Annotated in this window: 16 protein-coding genes and 1 tRNA gene; 10 read left to right on the top strand and 7 right to left on the bottom strand. The window is 73.1% G+C overall.

Features of this window, described 5'->3' with window-relative positions:
• Positions 1 to 11: 11 nt before the first annotated feature.
• On the top strand, positions 12 to 173 hold the full coding sequence (locus tag OHA17_RS25440; RefSeq protein ID WP_406508513.1) for a hypothetical protein: 162 nt from the start codon (positions 12 to 14) through the stop codon (positions 171 to 173).
• Here OHA17_RS25440 and OHA17_RS25435 read toward each other — a convergent pair.
• From OHA17_RS25435 to OHA17_RS25425, 3 genes are all read right to left on the bottom strand, one after another.
• The gene (locus tag OHA17_RS25435; protein WP_406508512.1) at positions 164 to 1,645 is read right to left on the bottom strand and encodes a cellulose binding domain-containing protein; all 1,482 of its coding nucleotides are present in this window, start codon (positions 1,643 to 1,645) and stop codon (positions 164 to 166) included. The two genes, OHA17_RS25440 and OHA17_RS25435, sit on opposite strands and share 10 nt — an antisense overlap.
• Before the next feature lie 681 nt (positions 1,646 to 2,326).
• Positions 2,327 to 3,718 (bottom strand): sensor histidine kinase, encoded by a 1,392-nt coding sequence (locus tag OHA17_RS25430; protein WP_406508511.1) that lies wholly within the window; start codon positions 3,716 to 3,718, stop codon positions 2,327 to 2,329.
• A complete protein-coding gene (locus OHA17_RS25425) occupies positions 3,715 to 4,404 on the bottom strand; it encodes a response regulator transcription factor (RefSeq protein WP_053730252.1) in 690 nt (229 codons plus the stop codon). The genes OHA17_RS25430 and OHA17_RS25425 overlap by 4 nt, the downstream gene beginning before the upstream one ends.
• Positions 4,405 to 4,503: 99 nt before the next feature.
• Here OHA17_RS25425 and OHA17_RS25420 point away from each other — a divergent pair, with 99 nt between their 5' ends.
• Entirely contained in the window at positions 4,504 to 5,058 is a 555-nt protein-coding gene (locus OHA17_RS25420; protein ID WP_406508510.1) for a hypothetical protein, read from the top strand.
• A 12-nt stretch (positions 5,059 to 5,070) separates the two neighbouring features.
• Here the strand turns inward: OHA17_RS25420 and OHA17_RS25415 are convergent, their stop codons facing one another.
• Both OHA17_RS25415 and OHA17_RS25410 read right to left on the bottom strand, forming a co-directional pair.
• Positions 5,071 to 5,928 carry a spermidine synthase gene (locus tag OHA17_RS25415; RefSeq protein WP_406508509.1) on the bottom strand — a complete coding sequence of 286 codons (858 nt, stop codon included), beginning with the start codon at positions 5,926 to 5,928 and terminating at the stop codon, positions 5,071 to 5,073.
• A 122-nt stretch (positions 5,929 to 6,050) separates the two neighbouring features.
• The gene (locus OHA17_RS25410; protein WP_406508508.1) at positions 6,051 to 6,533 is read right to left on the bottom strand and encodes a hypothetical protein; all 483 of its coding nucleotides are present in this window, start codon (positions 6,531 to 6,533) and stop codon (positions 6,051 to 6,053) included.
• Between the two features lie 231 nt (positions 6,534 to 6,764).
• Between OHA17_RS25410 and OHA17_RS25405 the strand changes: the two genes are divergently transcribed.
• On the top strand, positions 6,765 to 8,273 hold the full coding sequence (locus tag OHA17_RS25405) for a hypothetical protein (protein ID WP_406508507.1): 1,509 nt from the start codon (positions 6,765 to 6,767) through the stop codon (positions 8,271 to 8,273).
• Positions 8,274 to 9,111: 838 nt separating this feature from the next.
• Here OHA17_RS25405 and OHA17_RS25400 read toward each other — a convergent pair.
• Positions 9,112 to 9,717, bottom strand: coding sequence for a histidine phosphatase family protein (locus OHA17_RS25400; protein WP_406508506.1), 606 nt, complete (start codon positions 9,715 to 9,717; stop codon positions 9,112 to 9,114).
• A gap of 215 nt (positions 9,718 to 9,932) precedes the next feature.
• Between OHA17_RS25400 and OHA17_RS25395 the strand changes: the two genes are divergently transcribed.
• The 7 genes from OHA17_RS25395 (at position 9,933) to OHA17_RS25365 (ending at position 16,399) form a co-directional block, all read left to right on the top strand.
• On the top strand, positions 9,933 to 10,820 hold the full coding sequence (locus tag OHA17_RS25395; RefSeq protein ID WP_406508505.1) for a phosphatase PAP2 family protein: 888 nt from the start codon (positions 9,933 to 9,935) through the stop codon (positions 10,818 to 10,820).
• The gene (locus OHA17_RS25390; protein WP_406508504.1) at positions 10,741 to 11,889 is read left to right on the top strand and encodes a hypothetical protein; all 1,149 of its coding nucleotides are present in this window, start codon (positions 10,741 to 10,743) and stop codon (positions 11,887 to 11,889) included. The genes OHA17_RS25395 and OHA17_RS25390 overlap by 80 nt, the downstream gene beginning before the upstream one ends.
• Positions 11,880 to 13,466, top strand: a complete 1,587-nt coding sequence (locus OHA17_RS25385) for a hypothetical protein (RefSeq protein WP_406508503.1) — start codon at positions 11,880 to 11,882, stop codon at positions 13,464 to 13,466. Before OHA17_RS25390 ends, OHA17_RS25385 begins: the two co-directional genes overlap by 10 nt.
• Complete coding sequence (locus OHA17_RS25380; RefSeq protein WP_406508502.1) at positions 13,463 to 14,803, top strand: AAA domain-containing protein; 1,341 nt, start codon at positions 13,463 to 13,465, stop codon at positions 14,801 to 14,803. The genes OHA17_RS25385 and OHA17_RS25380 overlap by 4 nt, the downstream gene beginning before the upstream one ends.
• A 328-nt stretch (positions 14,804 to 15,131) precedes the next feature.
• Complete coding sequence (locus tag OHA17_RS25375; RefSeq protein WP_053730260.1) at positions 15,132 to 15,479, top strand: hypothetical protein; 348 nt, start codon at positions 15,132 to 15,134, stop codon at positions 15,477 to 15,479.
• Between the two features lie 139 nt (positions 15,480 to 15,618).
• Positions 15,619 to 16,335, top strand: coding sequence for a bifunctional DNA primase/polymerase (locus OHA17_RS25370; protein WP_406508501.1), 717 nt, complete (start codon positions 15,619 to 15,621; stop codon positions 16,333 to 16,335).
• Positions 16,326 to 16,399, top strand: a tRNA-Lys gene (locus OHA17_RS25365). Before OHA17_RS25370 ends, OHA17_RS25365 begins: the two co-directional genes overlap by 10 nt.
• An 82-nt stretch (positions 16,400 to 16,481) precedes the next feature.
• Here the strand turns inward: OHA17_RS25365 and OHA17_RS25360 are convergent.
• Complete coding sequence (locus OHA17_RS25360; RefSeq protein ID WP_406508500.1) at positions 16,482 to 17,753, bottom strand: M6 family metalloprotease domain-containing protein; 1,272 nt, start codon at positions 17,751 to 17,753, stop codon at positions 16,482 to 16,484.
• Positions 17,754 to 18,193 lie beyond the last annotated feature (440 nt).

Raw genomic sequence — 18,193 nt, 5'->3', positions numbered from 1 at the left:
CCCCGGCCGACGTGGGGGAAGGTGCGATCCGGCCGGGACGCTGGTCAGGAGGCCTGCTCGTATCGACAGCCCGTATCGACAGCCCGTATCGACTGCCGATCGGCTACATGACCGACGACTTGATCGACTACTCGGTCGACGCCTTGGTCGACTACTCGATCGGCTACTTGTAGGCGCCGAAGGCCTTGGTGAAGGCCAGGGGCTCCTGGACGATCGAGGAGCAGGTCGGGTCGGCGGAGTTCTTGGCGCCGCCGGGGCACTGCTGGTCGCGGGCGCCGGACCACATGGCGAGCCAGCCGAGGCCCTTGGACTTGGCGAAGTCCACGAGCTTGGTGGCGTCGGCGACGGTGAACTTCTCCACGTTGACGTCGTTGACGCCGATCATCGGCGTGACGGCGACGGCCTTCCAGGCAGCCGCGTCGGACAGACCGAGAACTCCCTTGATCTGGGCCTGAGTTGCGGTGGCCGCCTGGATGGCGTAGTCGCCCATGTCGCCGCTGTAGGAGGGCCCGTAGTCCATCGCCATGATGTTGACGGCGGAGACCTTCACGCCGTTCTTCTTGGCGTCGGCGACGAGGTCGACGCCGGGCTGGGTGAGCCCCTCCGGCATCACGGGCAGCGTGAACGACACGTCGAGCCCGGGGTGGGACTGCTGGAGCTTCGCGATGGCCTGCGCGCGGCGGGTGTTGGCGCCGGTGTCGGGCAGAGCCGCGCCCTCGATGTCGAAGTCGACCTTGGTGAGCTTGTAGGCGTCGACGACCTTGCCGTACGCGGCGGCGAGATCGTCCGCGCTCTTGCAGACGAGGCCGAGCTCGGAGCCGGAGGCACCGCCGAAGGAGACCCGGACGTCGCCGCCCTTGGCGCGCAGCGCGCCGATCTGCGAGGCGACCTTGTCGCTCGGGAGATCGGTGACCCCGCCCCACAGCGGCGCGCAGCTGCCGCCGGAGGTGACGAAGGCGAGGTTGAACTGCTTGACGCCGGTCTTGTCGGCGGTGGCCGCGAGGTCGTAGGTGGGGTAGAGCGAGGTGTCGACGTACGGGGCGAACCCGGCGCCGGCGGAGGTGCCCGTGCTCTTGGTGGGGGTGGGTATCGCGGTGGCCGACTTGGAGGGCTGAGTGGTGGGCTTGGTGCTCGCCGACTGGGAGGGCTTGGCGGTGGGCTTGGGCTGTTCGGTGGGCCGGCCGCTGGGCTGGGGGGTGGCGCCGGTGTCGACGGAGCACTTCTCCTGGTCGATGAGACAGCCCGTGGGGTCGCCCGCGGTGCCGCCGGCCGACGTGACGAAGCCGACGGTGACCGACTTGCCCGCGGCGAGCCCGGCCTTGTCCCAGCTCGGGGGCTTCACGGTGACGTGCCGGCCGCTGACGGTCTGGTCGCCGTTCCAGAGAGAGGACAGCGTGGTGCCGGCGGGGAGGTCGAACTCCAGGGTCCAGTCGGCGAGGGTCTTGCCGGTGTCGTTGGTGATGACGTACTGCCCGGTGTAACCACCGGTCCAGCTACTGGTCTTGGTGTACGCCGCGCCGACCGAGGCGGCCTGCGCGGTGCCGGTGAGCGCGAAGGCCGCGCCGCCGACGACCGCGGCGGCGGCCACCCCGCCGATCACCTTGGTCTTGCCACTCGCCCTGCGCCGGTGCGTACTGCTGCCCATGCCGTGCCTGCCTCTGCGTTGCGGGGGAATTCGGGGGTGCGGCAGCACGCTAGCGATGCGGAATCGGACAAATGCCCAGTTCGGGGCGGGGGTTGGGGATCTTAGGGTCGGCTTAAGGGTGAGATGGGGGGAGGTTAAGCCCGGCTGTTCCCCCACCCCGCCCCTTCCCGCTGTGACACTCTGCGGCTCCGCCGCGCGGCCTCCGGGGGTGGGGTGCGGCCCGCCGGGGTGCGCTGGGGCTCCGCCCCAGACCCCGTTGGCCCCACCCCACCCCTTCCCGAAACCCGCCGGGGGATGTCATTCGGCTGCGGCCCGGTAGTCGCTGCCTGGGGCTCCGCCCCAGACCCCGTTCGCGCCTTAAGGGCGCTCGTCCTCAAACGCCGGACGGGCTAGGAGTGGGCTGACGTCCGTCATCGCTGCACGCGCTGGGAGTGAGTGTCTGTACGGGCGGCGCGCGGGAGGCCGGACCGGCTAGGAATGCGCCCTGCCAGGATCAGCCCTGCTAGGGGCGCGGGGAACTGCGCGACCAGCCACCCACGGTCCGCAGCCGAAAACTGTCCGCGCGTGCAGCCCCTCCGGCGATTGAGGAGCGGGGGCCTGGGGGCAGCGCCCCCGGCAACGGACCTGAAGCCCGCCCACAGCCCCCGGAGGGTCTCGGGAAGGGGCGGGGTGGGGGAAATCTCAGGCCTCCGCGCCCCGCCGGGCCCGCCCCCGCCCCCGTACCCGATGCCCCCGCCGCCCCGGAGGCGTAACGCCCAGCCCGATCCAGAGGCGGACCTCCGTCCCGCCCAGGACGGAGTGGCCGATCCGGACGTCGCCGCCCGTCGATTCGGCGACCCGGCGGACGATGTCGAGGCCGAGCCCGGTGGAGCCGGGACGGCCCCCGCTGTTGCCCCGCTCCAGCGCCGCCCGCGGGTCGGCGATCCCCGGCCCCGCGTCGGAGACGAGCACGATCACCGCGTCCTCCCCGTTGTGGACGTCCACCGAGAACGCCGTCCCCTCCGGCGTGTGCCGGAACACATTGCCGAGCAGTGCGTCGAGCACGGCCACGAGATCGGGCCGGGCGACCGGGATGCGCACGGGCCGGTCCACCCCGGCCAGCCGCACCTCGCGCCCCTCGTCCTCGGCGAGCGCCGACCAGAATTCCATCCGGTCGAGGATGACCTCGCAGGCGTCGCATCCCGCCCCCGGCCCGGCGGGCTGGGTCTTCGGCTTGGCCTCGCGCGCGGTGCGGATGATCGTGTCGACCTCCCGCTCCAGCTGCTCGACCGCGGCCCGGGTCTGATCGGCCGCGGGCCCGTCCCCGAGGGAGGCCGCGTTCAGGCGGAGTACGGTGAGCGGCGTACGCAGCCGGTGCGAGAGGTCGGCCGCCAACTCCCGCTCGTTGGCGAGTAGTTGGACCACCTGGTCGGCCATCGAGTTGAAGGCGACGGCGGCGGAGCGCAGTTCGGTGGGGCCCTCCTCGGGGACCCGCGCCCCGAGCTTGCCCTCGCCCAGGTCCTGCGCCGCGCCCGCGAGCCGCTGGGCCGGGCGGACCATGCGTACGCCGAGCCGGTCGGCGACGGCCACGGAGCCGATGATCAGGCCGATGCCGACGCCCGCGAGGACGAGCCAGGCCGTCGTCACGCCGTTGGTGACCTCGGCCTCCGGCACGAAGACCTCGACGATCGCGATCTGGCCGGAGCTGAGCGCGGTCGGCTGGAGCAGCGTGGAGCCGCCCGAGACGTCCGAGATGGAGGCCTTGATGATCTTCCGGGTTGCCTGGAGGTCCTTGTCCGCCGCCCGCTGCCTGCCTATCTCCACCGGCGCGCTGCCCGCGACCGCCGGGTCCGCCGGGACGTGCACGGCCATCCGGTCCTCGGCGCCGGACTGGGTGGAGGCGACGGCGCGTTCCAGCGCGTCGCGGTCGGTGGTGATGGACAGGGTCGGCCCGATCGCCGAGGCCTGCCGCTCGGCGTTGGAGAACGCCCGGTCGCGGGCCATCTCCTTGATGACCATGCCGAGCGGCACCGCGAAGGCGACCACGACCATCACGGTGACGGCGAGACAGACCTTGACCAGGGCCCACCTCACTGCGGTGGCTCCAGCTTCACGCCCACACCCCGCAGCGTGTGCAGATAGCGCGGCCGCGCGGCCGTCTCCCCCAACTTCCGCCGCAACCAGGACAGATGCACATCGATGGTCTGGTCGTCGCCGTACGACTGCTGCCACACCTCGGCGAGCAGCTCCTTGCGGGGCACGACCACGCCGGGCCGCCCGGCGAGGAAGGCGAGCAGGTCGAACTCGCGCCGGGTCAGGTCGAGCTGTACGCCGTCGAGCTCGGCCTGCCGGCGCAGCGGGTCGATGCAGAGCCCGCCGACCTGGAGCACGCGTGACGGCGGTTCGGCCCCGGCCGTGGCGCGCGCCCGGCGCAGCACGGCGGCCATCCGCGCGGAGAGGTGCTCCACGGAGAACGGCTTGGTGAGGTAGTCGTCGGCGCCGTCGTTGAGCAGCCGGACGATCTCCGTCTCGTCGTCCCGCGCGGTGGCAATGATCACCGGCACGTCGGTGATGCCGCGCAGCATCTTCAGCGCCTCGGACCCGTCCAGATCGGGCAGTCCGAGGTCCAGGATGACCACGTCGAACCGGAAATGGGCCACTTCGCGCAGCGCCTCAAGTGCCGTGCCGACGCTCCGTACCGTGTGGGAGGCCTCGGTGAGGTGGCGGATGAGGGCGGAGCGGACAAACTGGTCGTCCTCGACCACGAGCACACTTGCCATGGCCCGCACCGTACGCCATGCGGAGGACCGGAGTCCCCCGTGGGAGTGGAGTCGACAGCGGCGGGACACGGGTGGGGCTCGTGGTGCAGTATGGCCCGGATGCACAGAGGACTCGTACACGGTTTGGCGTGGTCGCTCGCCACTGGAGCGGCGGTCACGCTCTCCTGGTGGGGCGTCCACACGGTGCTCGCCGGCACGGTGTACGACCCGCCGCGCGCCCTGCCGATCAGCGGCGACGCGCACACCGCCCAAGGCGCGAAGCCGGACGCCTCGTCCACCCAGCGGCCCAGGGAGACCCCGCCCTCCGCGTCGTCCTCCCCCTCCCAGAAGCCGTCGAAGGGCGCCGCGAGCGGCAAGCCGCCGGGCAGCCACGCGCCGTCCGGCACCAAGTCGCCCTCGCCGTCCGGCAGTTCGGGCGACCCGGCCAATTCCGGAGCGGTGCAGGGCTACAACGTCTCGGGCGGCCGGGTCGTCTTCGACCTCGGCGACACCTCGGCCCAGCTGGTGTCGGCGACACCCGCGTCGGGCTGGCAGATGGAGCGCTGGATCCAGTCGGAGTGGATACGGGTCACCTTCACCCGGGGCAGCGAGACCGTCTCGGTGTTCTGCACCTGGAACGGCCACCCGCCCTCGGTGGAGATCAACAACACCTGAGGACCTGTGCGCTCAGCGGAATGCCCCGGCCGGCGGCGCCGGCGAGGGCTTCGCGCTCGCGTCGCTCACCGCGAGGGCCCCGCCCGTGAAGTCGGCGAGCTCACGTCCGTGCAGGACGCGGCCGGGGTGCGGGTCGCCCGCGATGCGCCGGGTCAGCTCGGCGACGGGCAGCGGCACGGCCGAGCCGGCGAGCACCACGTTCCCGAACCGCTTGCCGCGCAGCACCGTCGGATCGGTGGCGAGCGCGAGCTCGGGGAAGACTCCGGCGGCCGTCGCGATCTGGCCCCGCAGATGCGCGAGCGGCGGCCCGTCGGCGAGATTCGCGGCGTACGTGCCGCCCGGCTTCAGCACCCTGCGTACGTCGGCGAGGAACTCGGTGCTGGTCAGATGGGCCGGGGTGCGGGCCCCGCTGAACACGTCCGCGATGACGAGGTCGGCCCAGCCGTCGGGGAGCTTGCCGAGCCCGGCGCGCGCGTCGCCGCCCCGCACCCGGATCCTGGCCCCGGGGTCGAGCGGCAGCTCACGGCGTACGAGCTGGACGAGCGCGGCGTCGAGCTCGACTATCTGCTGGGTGGAGCGGGGCCGGGTGGCCGCGATGTAGCGGGCCAGCGTGAAGGCTCCGCCGCCGAGGTGCAGGACGTTCAGAGCCTGGCCGGGCGGGGCCGCGAGATCGATGACGTGGCCGAGGCGGCGCTGGTACTCGAAGGTCAGCCGGTCCGGAGCGGCCAGGTCCACGTGCGACTGGGGCGCCCCGTCGAGCAGCAGCGTCCACCCGCCGGTCCGGTCCCGGTCGGGTATGAGCTCGGCGAGGCCGCCGTCCACCGTCTCGACGACGGGCTCGGGCCCGCGCCGCCTGCTGCTTTTCGCCATCCGGCCATTATCGACCGGCCGAGCGGGTGCCGCCTGCCCGCGCGGTGGCGGCGCTCAGAGCCCGTGTCTGATCCGGGCGGGGTTCCGGACGGAGTTCCGCGCGGAGTTCCGGACGCAGGCTATCAACGGCCGTCGGCCTCGCTGATCCCGTCGGCGGCCTCGATCATCCGGGCCGCCTCACCGAGGGCGGCGCGCAGTAGGCCCGGGTCGGTGACCTCGGTGGTGTTCGGGGGGAGCAGCCAGCCCGAGCCGGTGACGGGCGGCTCGACGGGCAGGCCTTCGATGCGAAGGCCGCGCCCGTTGGTCTCCGTACAGGCGCTGCCCGGCACGTCCCAGGCGGCGGCGGTGCCCGACGGCACGAGGAAGCCGAGGGTGTCGCAGGTCCCGTCGTGCAGGACGGGGCCGACGGCGGCCGGGGCGGAGCCGCGCCGGATGATGTCGACGGCCTCCAGCCCCTGGCGGGCGGGCACGGTGACCAGGTCGCAGGGTTCCTCGACGGCGCACGCAAGGGCCGGCGGGGCGCTCGGCTGCGGTGCATGCGGATGCCGGACGGCCGTCGTCTGCGTACCGGAGCCTGTGAAGTCGATGTCGGTGTCGGTGTTCACGCAGTCCTCCAACAAGGCAAGCCCTCCGCGTCTCTGCGGTGTCTGGCGCTCTCCACATGGTTCAACGCCCTTGCGCGTCAAGGGGAACGGCACCACGCCGCCGCAAAGGATGGCAGTTCATGGCGGATCGTGGGTGAGATATCCGGTTTGTAGCCAAACACTGAGTGAACGACTCGTCACAGCAGGTACGTTCTTGCTCCGCACCACCCCGCCAGAGAGAGCTGTCGAGCCATGGCGCCGTCACCAGATCCCCAGGAAGACCCCCGGGTGAACGAGCGGACTCCGCAGACGCCGCGCCGGCAGACGCGGGAACCCAACGTGGCCTTCCGGCAGTTGAGGGGCGCCCGTTCGCCGGGCGAGTTCGCGGCCGCGGTCCGCCGGGCCGCCCGCGAGATCGGCGAACAGGTCGCCTGCGACGCCCGCTACATCGGACGCGTGGAGAACGGCGAGATCCGCTGCCCCAACTACGCGTACGAAAGGGTCTTCCGGCACATGTTCCCGGGTTTGACCCTGGCCGACTTGGGGTTCTCGGCGAGAGAGACGGTACGGGGCCGGGGGGCGCGCCCGCTTTCCGCCGCGCCCCTGCTCCACATCACGCCCCGCCCCGCCCATCCACGCGACGGTTCGTCCGGCCAAGGTCCAAGCCAAGGCACCGGCCAAAGCACCGGCCAACCGCCGGACCGCATCCACATCCAGATCCACCCCAACCAGATCCACAACCGCAATCACCAGAACCACGAGGAGAGCGACGTGCTGCGTCGCGCATTCATGACGGGCTCCACCGCCACGGTGGCGGCCGTCTCGCTGGGCCTCGGCCCGGCATCCGCACATCCCGTCCAGCGCGTCGGCGAGGCCGAGGTGAGCGCCGTCGAGGAGGCGGTGCGCCGGATCAGACTGCTCGACGACCGGCACGGCGCGGACGGGCTCTACCAGCGGGCCGCCCAGCCGCTGCGCACCGCGTACGCTCTGCTCGACGCGAGCGCGGCGCGGCGCTCCACGCAGGAGCGGCTGCACACGGGCGCGGGTGAACTGGCCATCTCCGTAGGCTGGTTGGCGCACGACTCGGGCCGCTTCGGCGAGGCCCGCTCGCACTACGCGGAGGCCCTCGCCACGGCCCGGCTCGCGGGCGACGCCGGTCTTGAGGCGCACGCGTTCTGCAACATGTCGTTCCTGGCCAGGGACATGGGCCGGCCGCGCGAGGCGATGCGGGCGGCGCAGGCGGGCGAGCGCGCGGCGCACGCGCTCGGCTCGCCCCGGCTGCTGTCCCTGCTCGCGCTGCGCGAGGCCGGCGGCTGGGCGGGGCTCGGCGACCGCTCGGCGTGCGAGGAGTCCCTGACGCGGGCCCACTCCCACTTCGCGCGGGGCGCCTCGCCGGCCGACCCGGAGTGGATGACCTTCTTCGTCGAGGCCGAGCTGGAGATGCTCCAGGCGCAGTGCTGGTCGGCGCTGGGCGACTGGTCGCGGGCGGCCCGCCATGCGCACCGCGCGGCGACCGTGCAGGACCCCCACTTCGCCCGGAACCTGGCGCTGTACCGGGCCGAGCTCGCGGACGACCTCGCGCGGGCGGGGGCGCCGGCGGAATCCGCGGCGGCGGGTCAGCAGGTCCTGGACCTCCTGAACCAGGTCCAGTCCACCCGAATCCAGGCGATGCTGGCGGACACGTCCCGAATCCTGGCCCCGCACAGGGCTTCGCCGGAGGTGGCGGCGTTCCTGGAACGCCGGGCGGCGGTGGCCGTGTAGCCGGTTGTCCCCCACCCCGCCCCTTCCCGAGACCCTCCGGGGGCGGAAATGGGCTGAGGCCCGCTTCCCCGGGGCGCCGCCCCCGCCTCCTCCCCCCGCTCCTCAAGCGCCGGAGGGGCTGGTGGTGCGGACGGCTGTGCGGAGGCCGGTGCGGAGGGCTGTCACCTGCGGACCGTGCGTGGCTGGTCGCGCAGTTCCCCGCGCCCCTGGCGGCATGCGGTACGCGCTCCCCGAGCCATCCAGCCGATGACGCACGCCGGCCCACCCCTGGGACCGACCAGGCACAGACGCCGGCCCGCTCCTGGCCGAGGAGACATACGCGGACGTCAGCCCACCCCCGGGCCCGGGCGGCCATACACGGACGTCAGCCCACCCCCGGCCGGGCGGGCATATACGGACGTCAGCCCACTTCCAGCCTGTCCGGCGCTTGAGGACGAGCGCCCTTCAGGCGCGAACGGGGGTCCGGGGGCGAAGCCCCCGAGAGGGGTTGGAGGGACGAGGTCCCCGCGGGGGGTCTGGGGCGCAGCCCCACGAAAGGGGTGCAGGGGACGAAGTCCCCGCGGGGTCGGGGGGCGCAGCCCCCGAAAGGGGTGCAGGGGACGAAGTCCCCGCAGGGGTCTGGGGCGCAGCCCCAGGGCTCAGCCTTCTCAACTCCCGTCACGGGTGGGCGGGTGGGAAGCCCGCCGGGGTCCGGGGCGGAGCCCCGGGCGCCGGGCCAACCGACCCCCCCGGGGGGGCTGGCCGGGGTCTGGGGCGAATCCCCAGGAGCCGAGCCAACCAACCCCCGGGGTCCGGGGCGGAGCCCCGGGCAACCTCGTCCGCCCCGTACCGGATCAGCTCACCGCTCAAGGTGCCCCGTGTCGTTCCACCGCTCCAGCGCAGGCGCCCCGTACGCCCACCCCAGGACCGACAGCGACGTCGGGTCGAGGCGGATGCGGGCCGCGAAGGAGATCTCCTCGCCCAGCCACCTCGCCGCGATGGACCGCAGAATGTGCCCGTGGGCGAAGACCAGCACGTCCCGCCCGGCAGAGCGCGCCCAGGCCACGACCTCGTCCGCCCGCGCGGAGACCTGCGCCAGGGTCTCCCCGTCCGGCACCCCGTCCCGCCAGATGAACCAGCCGGGCCGCAGCGCCTGGATCTCGGGCGGCGCCATGCCCTCGTACGCCCCGTAGTCGTACTCCATGAGCGCGTCCCACGGCTCGGCCCGGTCCCCGAACCCGGCCAGCTCGCACGTCTCGGCCGCCCGCACGAGCGGACTGGTGCGGACCTCGACGCCGGGCAGCCCGCCCCACGGCTCCCGGTGCAGCCGCTCGCCGAGGAGCTTCGCGCCGCGCCGGCCCTCCTCCAGGAGGGGGATGTCGGTCCGGCCGGTGTGCTTGCCCGCGAGCGACCACTCGGTCTGCCCGTGCCGGGCCAGCAGGATGCGCGGTGCGGCGGCTGCCATGGGTGTTCTCTCCCGATCACGTACGAAATGTTCCGGTAATTCCGGTAACCATCATCGCGCACCCGCCGAAGCAACCCCGAGTCGGATCTTGGCGTCTGACCGGAACGCCGGGGTGCTGCGTGAGAGCGATCACTTACACCGTACGGTTGAATGCACGCCAAAAACCCGGAGGCCCCCCGCGGGCAACCCGAGGACCAGTTGGAGGAACCCGCCGGATGCAGCCGCCGCAGCAAGCCACGCGACCGCGCTGGTGGACCGAACTCCCGCTGATCGCGATCGTGTACGCGGTCTACTCCCTGGGACGACTGATCGTACGCGGCGACGAGGCGCGGGCCGTCGAGCACGGCCTGTCCATCCTGCGCATCGAGAAGGCTCTCAGCCTCAACGCCGAACACCCGCTGAACAGGCTGTTCACGCACACCCCGGCGGTCGGCATACCCGCCGACTTCATCTACGCCTCGCTGCACTACCTGGTCACGCCGGCCGTCCTGATCTGGCTGTTCCGCCGCCGCCCCACCCAGTACCGGGCGGCCCGCAGCTGGCTGATGACCTCCACCCTGCTCGGCCTGATCGGCTTCACGTTCCTGCCGACCTGCCCGCCCCGGCTGCTCCCGGCGGTGCAGGGCTTCACCGACACGATGGCCCAGTACGGCTCGTACGGCTGGTGGGGCGGCGAGGCGAGCGCGCCCCGGGGGCTCGGCAGCATGACCAACCAGTTCGCCGCGATGCCCAGCCTGCACGTCGGGTGGGCCCTGTGGTGCGGGGTGATGCTGTGGAAGTTCGGCGGCAGCCGAATAACGAAGATCGCCGCCGTCGCGTATCCGCTGACCATTACGTTCGTGGTGATGGGCACGGCCAACCACTACCTGCTCGACGCGGTCGCGGGCGTCGCCGTGATGGGCCTCGGCCTGTGGCTCTCCAGGCCCGTACTGCGGCTCGCGGAGCGCGTGCGCGCCCGCTTCGCGCCCGCCTCTTCCGCCACGGGCGCCTCGATTGTCGGTGCCGGATGCGAGACTTCCGTGGGTGAGCGAATCCCTGGGCAGCGGAAGTCCTCCGACACCCCCGCAGAAGCCGACGACAGCACTCCGTCGAAGGCTCGCTGAGCTGCGCGGCCCGGCCCTCCCGGCCCGGCCGCTGGACGCACGGGCGCTCGCGGCCCTCGCCGCGAACCCGGGCTGCCGCAGACGCGCCCTCCTGGACGGCGCCGGGGTGGACAAGGGCGCGCTCGCCGAGGCGATCGGCTCGCCGTCGGCGGCGTTCGGCCAGTCCCAGTTCGCGTTCATGCGGGGCAACGCCTTCGAGGCGAAGGTGAAGGGCGACGGCGGCACCGAGCTGCTCCGTCTGCTGCACGAGCGGATGGGCGCGGGCGCCGAGCCGCCCGGCGACGCCATCGCCCCCGATCTCGCGGCGGCCGGTCCCGAGGGCCGCGCGGCCCGCACCGCGCTCGCCCTGCGCGAAGCCACCGCGGCCGGAAGCTGGACGCTGCTCGACCATCCGATGCTGGCCCTGGAAGTGGCGGGCTCCCCCGCCTACCTGGAGCCGGACGCGGTGGTGGTGCACCCCGACGGGCGCTGGACGGTCGTCGAGATCAAGTCCTTCCCCATGATCGACGCGGCCGCCGACCCGTCGAAGGTGGGCGCCGCCGCCCGCCAGTCCGCGGTGTACGTCCTGGCCCTTGAGCGGGTCGCGGCGCTCACCGACGGCGCCTCGGTGGACCACTCGGTCCTGCTGGTCTGCCCCAAGGACTTCTCGAACCTGCCGACCGCGTCCGTCATCGACGTGCGCAAGCAACTCTCCGTCACCCGGCGGCAGTTGACGCGCCTGGCCCGTATCGAGGACATCGCGGACGCCCTGCCGCCGGACCTCACCTTCGACCTCGACGGCCAGTCCGGCGAGTCCCTGGCCTCGGCCGTCGAGGCGGTGCCCGCGGTGTACGCGCCGGAGTGCCTGGCCGCCTGCGAGCTGGCCTTCCACTGCCGGGGCCGGGCCCGCGAGGAGGGCGCGGTGACCGCGCTCGGCCGCTCCCTGCGGGGCGAGCTCGGCGGCCTGACCACGATCGGCGAGGTCCTCGCGGCCGCGCGCGGCGAGTCGGGCGACCCCGCCGATCCAACGGTGGCCGCGGTACGCCGCGCGGCCGCCCTGCGCGCGGAGGCGGGCGCCCCGTGTCGCTGATCTCCACCCTGGCCCGCCTTGAGGCCGTCGAGTCCGGCCGGGCACAGCCGCTGACCACCGTCCGCCACCGCCATCTGTCCGAGCGGCCCCTCGCCTTCGTGCCGCTCACCACGGCGGGCGAGGCGGGCGCCCCGCTCGGCGCGCTGGTCGGCGCCGACCGCGCGGCCCCGACGCTGCTCGTCGTCCCCCAGCCCCGCGACCGCGACCTGCGCTTCGGCTTCCTGGCCGATCTCGCCGAGGCCGTACTGCCGTACCTGGACGCGTACGCCCACGACATCGAGCTCACCGAGCGCTCCGAGACCGATCCGGAGACGGGCAAGAAGACCAAGGTCGAGGTCGAACTGTGCGCGGACGCGCCGCAGTTGATCGTCCCGGGCCGGGCCGGCCTCGACTTCGTGCGCCTGCTCGGCCGCTCGATGCGGTTCCGCCGCGCCGCCGAGCAGGACCCGGACGCGCCCCATCCGGCGCCGCCCCGCGTCCCGCTCCTCGGCCGCTGGTTCACGCACTACGCCGAGCGTGCCCGCACCCCCGGGGCCGCGCTGCTGCTCGCCGCGACCGACCTCCTGAACCGGCACTGGGCGACCGGCCAGTCCAGCCTGGAGGACCAGCACCTGGGCGCGCTGCTCGCCTGGATCGACCCGCCCGACGGCGAGTCGGGGGCTCAGGCGGCGCTGCGGGCCGAGCTGGCGCGGGGCGCGGACGGCCAGCTCCTTTGCCCGCCGGCCGGCCCGGCCACCGACCCGGCGTTCGACAACCGCCTGCTCGCTCCCGCCGTGGAGCGCTACGACCGGGCCCGCCAGGCGTTGCAGGCGGCCGAGGACGGCCTCGTAGCGGACGAGCGGCTCGGTCAACTGACCGTAGCGGAACGGGAGATACGGCGTCTGCTCGCGGCGCAGCTCATGCCCACCTGGGCGGCGGTGTGGCGCGCCCTGGACCTGCTGCGGGAGCTCCCCGAGGGCGAGCGGGCCGCCGCGCGCTGGACGAGCGACCGCTGGTCCTTCACCGGCCACCGGGACCGCATCACCGCGGGTGAGCCGCCGCAGCCGCGCCGCGACGACGCGGTGACCGCCGCCACCAAGCTGCTGCGGCGCGAGCGCGCGCAGGCCGAGCTTGAGGCGGGCGAGGCGCTGGACGACCCGCTCGTGATGGCGGGCCGCCGGCTCGCGGGCGAGGCGTTCGCGGGCGAGGTCGTCGAGGTGACCCCGGCCTGGACGGAGTCCAAGCGCCCCAGCCCGCGCCCCCTGGTCACCCTGCGCACGGACGACGCCCCGCATCTCGCCGAGGGCGCGAAGGTCTACCGCACCCTGGACGGCAAACCGCAGAAGGCCGAGTTCGTGACGTACGAACCGGAAGGCGCCCTCGTCCTGCGGATCCTGGACAAGATGGGGCGCGCCAAGGACCCGGCGCCCGGCTCCGTCCCCGAGAAGGGCGACCGGATCTGCTGGACGCTGTTCGAGCACGAGCAGCGCGGCGCCCCCAAGCTGCCCGACCCGGAAGCCACCCCGTGGACCCACGGCGGCCCGCCGGGCAGCGGCGCCGAACAGCCCGACCCGCTGACCTCCGAGGACATTCTGTGACCGCCTTCGATCCGGGCGCGGCCGCGGCCTCGGCCACCGACGCGATCCTCGCCGACACCCTGCACGGCGTCTCCCGCGGCGTCGTCGTGGACTCGCCGCCGGGCGCCGGCAAGTCCACGCTCGTGGTGCGCGCCGCCCTCGAACTGGCCGCCGCCGGGCGCCCGTTGATGGTGGTCGCGCAGACCAACTCGCAGGTCGACGACCTGGTGGTACGCCTCGCGGAAAAGGCCCCGGACCTGCCGGTCGGCCGTCTGCACAGCAGCGACAGCGACCCGTACGACAAGGCCCTGGACGAGCTGGAGAACGTACGGAAGTCGTCGAAGGCGGGCGATCTCGCGGGCCTGGACGTGGTGATCTCGACGGCGGCGAAGTGGGCGCACGTCAAGTCCACCGACACGGGAGGGCCCTGGCGGCACGCGATCGTGGACGAGGCGTACCAGATGCGCTCCGACGCGCTGCTCGCGGTCGCCGGGCTCTTCGAACGGGCGCTGTTCGTGGGAGATCCGGGGCAGCTCGACCCGTTCGCGATCGCCGACGCCGAGCAGTGGGCGGGGCTTTCCTACGACCCGTCGGCGAGCGCCGTCTCGACACTGCTCGCGCACAACCCGGAGCTGCCGCAGCACCGGCTGCCCGTCTCCTGGCGGCTGCCGGCGTCGGCGGCGCCGCTGGTCTCGGACGCGTTCTATCCGTTCACGCCGTTCCGCAGCGGCACCGATCACGGCGACCGGCGGCTCGCCTTCGGCGTCGCCTCGGACGGCTCGGCGCCGGACCGCGCGCTCGACGAGGCGGCCGAGTCGGGCTGGGCCCTGCTCGAACTGCCCGCCCGGCACACCCCGCGCACCGACCCGGAGGCGGTCCGCGCCGTCGCCCAGGTCGTACGCCGCCTCCTGGACCGGGGCGGGGCCGCGACCAGCGAGCGCTCGCCGGAGCCGGTCCCGCTCACGGCGGCCCGGATCGCGGTCGGCACCGCACACCGCGACCAGGCCGCCGCGGTCCGGGCGGCGCTCGCGGACCTTGGCGTGAGCGGGGTGGCGGTCGACACCGCGAACCGGCTCCAGGGCAGGGAGTTCGACGTGACGGTCGTCCTGCACCCGCTCTCGGGCCGCCCGGACGCGACGGCCTTCCACCTGGAGACGGGCCGCCTGTGCGTGCTGGCCTCGCGCCACCGGCACGCCTGCGTCGTGGTGTGCCGCGCGGGCGTGACGGACCTCCTGGACGACCACCCGTCGACGGAACCGGTCCAGCTGGGCGTGACGGTGAAGTTTCCTGATGGGTGGGAGGCGAACCATGCGGTCCTGTCCCACCTGGCGGAACACCGGATCAGCTGGCAGCCGTGAGCCAGGGACGGCCCCACCGCCGGACGGAGTCCGGCATGCCGCCGGAGGCGGCCAATGGAAACAGCCCCGATGGGTGGGAGGCGAACCATGCGGTGCTCTCTCATCTCGCCGAACACTGGGTGGTGTGGCAGCCCTGAACCAGGACAGGCCCACCGCCGGACGGAGTCCGGCATGCCGCCGGAGGCGGCCAACGGACGCAGTGTCTGGCAGCCCTGAGCCGCACCGGCTCACGGCCCCGCGAAGGCCCCCTTGCGTACGCGCGGGAGAATGGACGGTGGCCCGGGGCGCCCGGACCGTGACCGTCGAACTTGCCCCTGGGAGGACAGACATGCCGGAGCACGAGCGGAAAGAGGAGCGGCAGCGGCTCAGGCCCGCGCCGCTGCTCTTCGAGCCTTCCGAGGCCACCGCCGACCCGGAGCACTTCTTCGACCTGGAGTCCATAGAGGATCCCCGGGCGCTTCTTTCGCGCGCGACCGAGCTGGCCCTCGCCTTCCGGGCGGCGGCGGACCGGGCGGTCGAGTTCCAGGCGATCGCGGCGGCCCAGCTCGCCGACCCCCGCCGCTTCGACCGGCTCACCCCCGCCGACGTGGCGGAACGGGCGCAGTGGACCGAGGACTACGCGAAGAAGATGATCGAGTTCGGCCGCGATCTGATGCGCGCGGGAGAACTCCCCTAGAGCATCCCGACCGCCCGCACCACCCCGGCCACGGGCCCCGGGCATATGCCGGGGCGCAAGATACCCCCTCCCGCCCCGCCCTGTCCCGGTTTCCGCCAAGTCACCGAACCGGAACCTGGCCAGCCGGTAGACGTAGAGCATGAGCAGCGACAACGGCAGGGGCAGCGGGGTCCGGGAGACCAGGACGGGCAGCGGCCCGCTCACAGCGGTCGGCGGGCGGGGCGGACCGGCCGGGAGCGAGGACGCGTACGACATCTTCCGGGCGCTGCGCGACGAGGACGACCAGCAGGTCGGCGAGGTGACCGCCGCGGGCGCCGCCTGGCTGTCGTCCGCGACCACTCACGCGCGCAGCACCCTCTCCCTCTGGGAGGCCCGGCCGACCGCCCCCGGCGTGCTGCCCTGCGGCACGGTCTTCGACGTCGTGAACGTGCCGTCGATCTTCGGGCGCCGGATGCTCGACCGGCTGTGGGCCGAGGGGCCGGGCTCCGGGCCGGTCGCGATCCACCGCGGGCGCATGCTGCTGTTCGCCGCGCCCGGCACCGCGCAGCGGCTGCCCTCGCTCCTGGCGTGGGAGGAGTGGCACGGCGCCGAGGTCCCGGTCCCGCCGCTGCTCTGTCACGGCGCGGGCGACGCCGTGACCGTCCCGGCCCTGGTCCGCCCGCAGCGGGAGAACACGGGGGCGGCCCGCTGGCTGGTGGCCCCGGACACCCGCCGCCCCTGGCTGCCGGGGCCCGACGTACTGCTGTGGGCCTGTGTCCGGGCGGCCAAGAACAAGCCCGCGGACCTTCCCCGGATATCGATTTTTCCTCGCGCCGATCAGGATGCTAATGTCTACGACGTCAGCAGGCGCCGCTAGCTCAGTTGGTTAGAGCAGCTGACTCTTAATCAGCGGGTCCGGGGTTCGAGTCCCTGGCGGCGCACAGACGGAAGAAGCCCCTCGCGGAAGCGGGGGGCTTCTTCGTGTCCGCGGCGAGGGCCGGTCATGCCCACTGCCGGAACCGCTCAGTGGGAGATCTTGACCGTCCAGGCACCCGATTTCGTCCGGCCCTCGGCCTCGATCCTGATGCCCTCGCCGGGCACCGTGAACGTCTCGCCGAGCGCCACCGGGGCGTCCGCGAGCGCCGGGTACACCGACCTCTCCCAGCACGCGTCCGTGCCCGGATGGGCGTCGAGCACCTCGACCGGGCCGCCGCCGGACGCGGACCCGCTGCGGACCCGGTAGACGAGCAGTCCCTGTTTGCAGCTCGCCCGGTCCAGGCCGCCCGAGTCCCGCACCTCGATGACGATCGCGCTGTCCTCGCCGGTACGCGCCACCGCGAGGCGCTTGCCAGCCGCGCCCGCCTTCGCGGGGGACGCGGACAGCGGCTCCAGGGTGAGCCTGCTCGTGCCGTCGCCGGTCACGCAGGCGACCTCCTGCCGGTCCAGCCAGCCGAGCTTCCACTTGTGCCAGCCGAACAGGTCGGGCGCCGTGCCGAACTGACTGCCCATCACATCCCAGTCGCCGACATAGGTGTCCCAGTCGCCGCTCTTCCCGTCCTGGGGGCGGTGGTAGAGATCCGGCAGGTCGAAGACGTGCCCGGTCTCGTGGGCCAGCACGTTGCGGTCCGGCGGGTGGTGCTCGAAGACGGTCACGACACGGTTGACGTCCCGCCCGTCCGCGCGCACGGGCCGGTCGAAGTTGACGACTTTCGTGGCGTCCGCGTCGACACCGGGCGCGTCCGGGTCGGCGACCAGATAGACGATGTCGTACTTCGAGAAGTCGGTGGTCGGATCGGCCGCGCGGATCGCGTCCTGCAGATAGCGGGTGCGCTGGTCCGGGTCCCAGTCGCGCGCTATGCGGTACGAGGTCGACGCGGCCGGCATGCGCACCCAGCGCTGTTGCGGCTCGGCGTTCAGCCGGAACTTGCCGTACGAGGCCTGCTCGAAGAAGCGGCTGGTGGCGGGGAAGTAGTCGGCGGCCAGGTCCTTGGGGGTGGTGGCCGGCTTCGAGTCCGGGAAGGACAGGAAGATCATCACCGCGTTCAGGGCGCGGACCGGGCGCGGATAGGCGGCGTTCCAGGTGTCGAGGCCGAGCGAGTGGTGGGCCTTGGTCCGGGGCAGGGCGCAGGGCACCGCGGCGTTCGCCGCGACGGCGGGACCCGACGCCAGCGAGATGGCGGCGAGCGCCGAGAGGGAGGTGAGCGCCGCCGCCGCACTGCGCAGCCGGACACGCTCCACTCCCCCGGGTGTCTGCTGACGCTGCACGTCGACCTCCGGGAGCGGGATGCGGGACATCCCACCCACTTTGTGCAGGTCTATTCAGATACGCCCTGTTTTGCTGCCCCAGAAAGGTGAAGGGGGGCGACACCCCGATGACTTACGGAAAGTCACGACCGATCACCGAGGGCCCGAGCCCGGCCACACCCGCGCAGAAACGATCGGTCAACGATCGCCCCGGAACTCCTGGTGCCCTTGATCACGACGACGAAGCTGGATCGCGCCGCGCGCCAGCCTCTATGATCGGCACACTTTCCTGCGTGGAACCGGCTCACAAGGCTGTCGTCCACCCCGGCCGAAGAACCAGAGCAACTCCGTACTACCTCTGCACAACTCGATTGCACTGCGGGAGCCAGCGGTGAGCGGAACCTCCGAAGGACCGGGTCCAGCACCCGCGACCACCCGGTCGCCGATCACAGAGCGTCATATCGACCGGCTCGGAGGCGCCCTGGCCGAGC

The organism is Streptomyces sp. NBC_00212, from assembly GCF_045206365.1.
GTDB lineage: Bacteria > Actinomycetota > Actinomycetes > Streptomycetales > Streptomycetaceae > Streptomyces.
The sequence above is the reverse complement of the archived record's forward strand: the minus strand, read 5'-3'. Positions and strand labels throughout refer to the sequence as shown.

Bases quoted from the DNA above. Each gene is read 5' to 3' on its own strand.
- OHA17_RS25435 (WP_406508512.1), bottom strand. From the start codon at position 1,645: ATGGGCAGCAGTACGCACCGGCGCAGGGCGAGTGGCAAGACCAAGGTG.
- OHA17_RS25425 (WP_053730252.1), bottom strand. From the start codon at position 4,404: ATGGCAAGTGTGCTCGTGGTCGAGGACGACCAGTTTGTCCGCTCCGCC.
- OHA17_RS25420 (WP_406508510.1), top strand. From the start codon at position 4,504: ATGCACAGAGGACTCGTACACGGTTTGGCGTGGTCGCTCGCCACTGGA.
- OHA17_RS25415 (WP_406508509.1), bottom strand. From the start codon at position 5,928: ATGGCGAAAAGCAGCAGGCGGCGCGGGCCCGAGCCCGTCGTCGAGACG.
- OHA17_RS25405 (WP_406508507.1), top strand. From the start codon at position 6,765: ATGGCGCCGTCACCAGATCCCCAGGAAGACCCCCGGGTGAACGAGCGG.
- OHA17_RS25400 (WP_406508506.1), bottom strand. From the start codon at position 9,717: ATGGCAGCCGCCGCACCGCGCATCCTGCTGGCCCGGCACGGGCAGACC.
- OHA17_RS25395 (WP_406508505.1), top strand. From the start codon at position 9,933: ATGCAGCCGCCGCAGCAAGCCACGCGACCGCGCTGGTGGACCGAACTC.
- OHA17_RS25375 (WP_053730260.1), top strand. From the start codon at position 15,132: ATGCCGGAGCACGAGCGGAAAGAGGAGCGGCAGCGGCTCAGGCCCGCG.
- OHA17_RS25370 (WP_406508501.1), top strand. From the start codon at position 15,619: ATGAGCAGCGACAACGGCAGGGGCAGCGGGGTCCGGGAGACCAGGACG.
- OHA17_RS25360 (WP_406508500.1), bottom strand. From the start codon at position 17,753: ATGTCCCGCATCCCGCTCCCGGAGGTCGACGTGCAGCGTCAGCAGACA.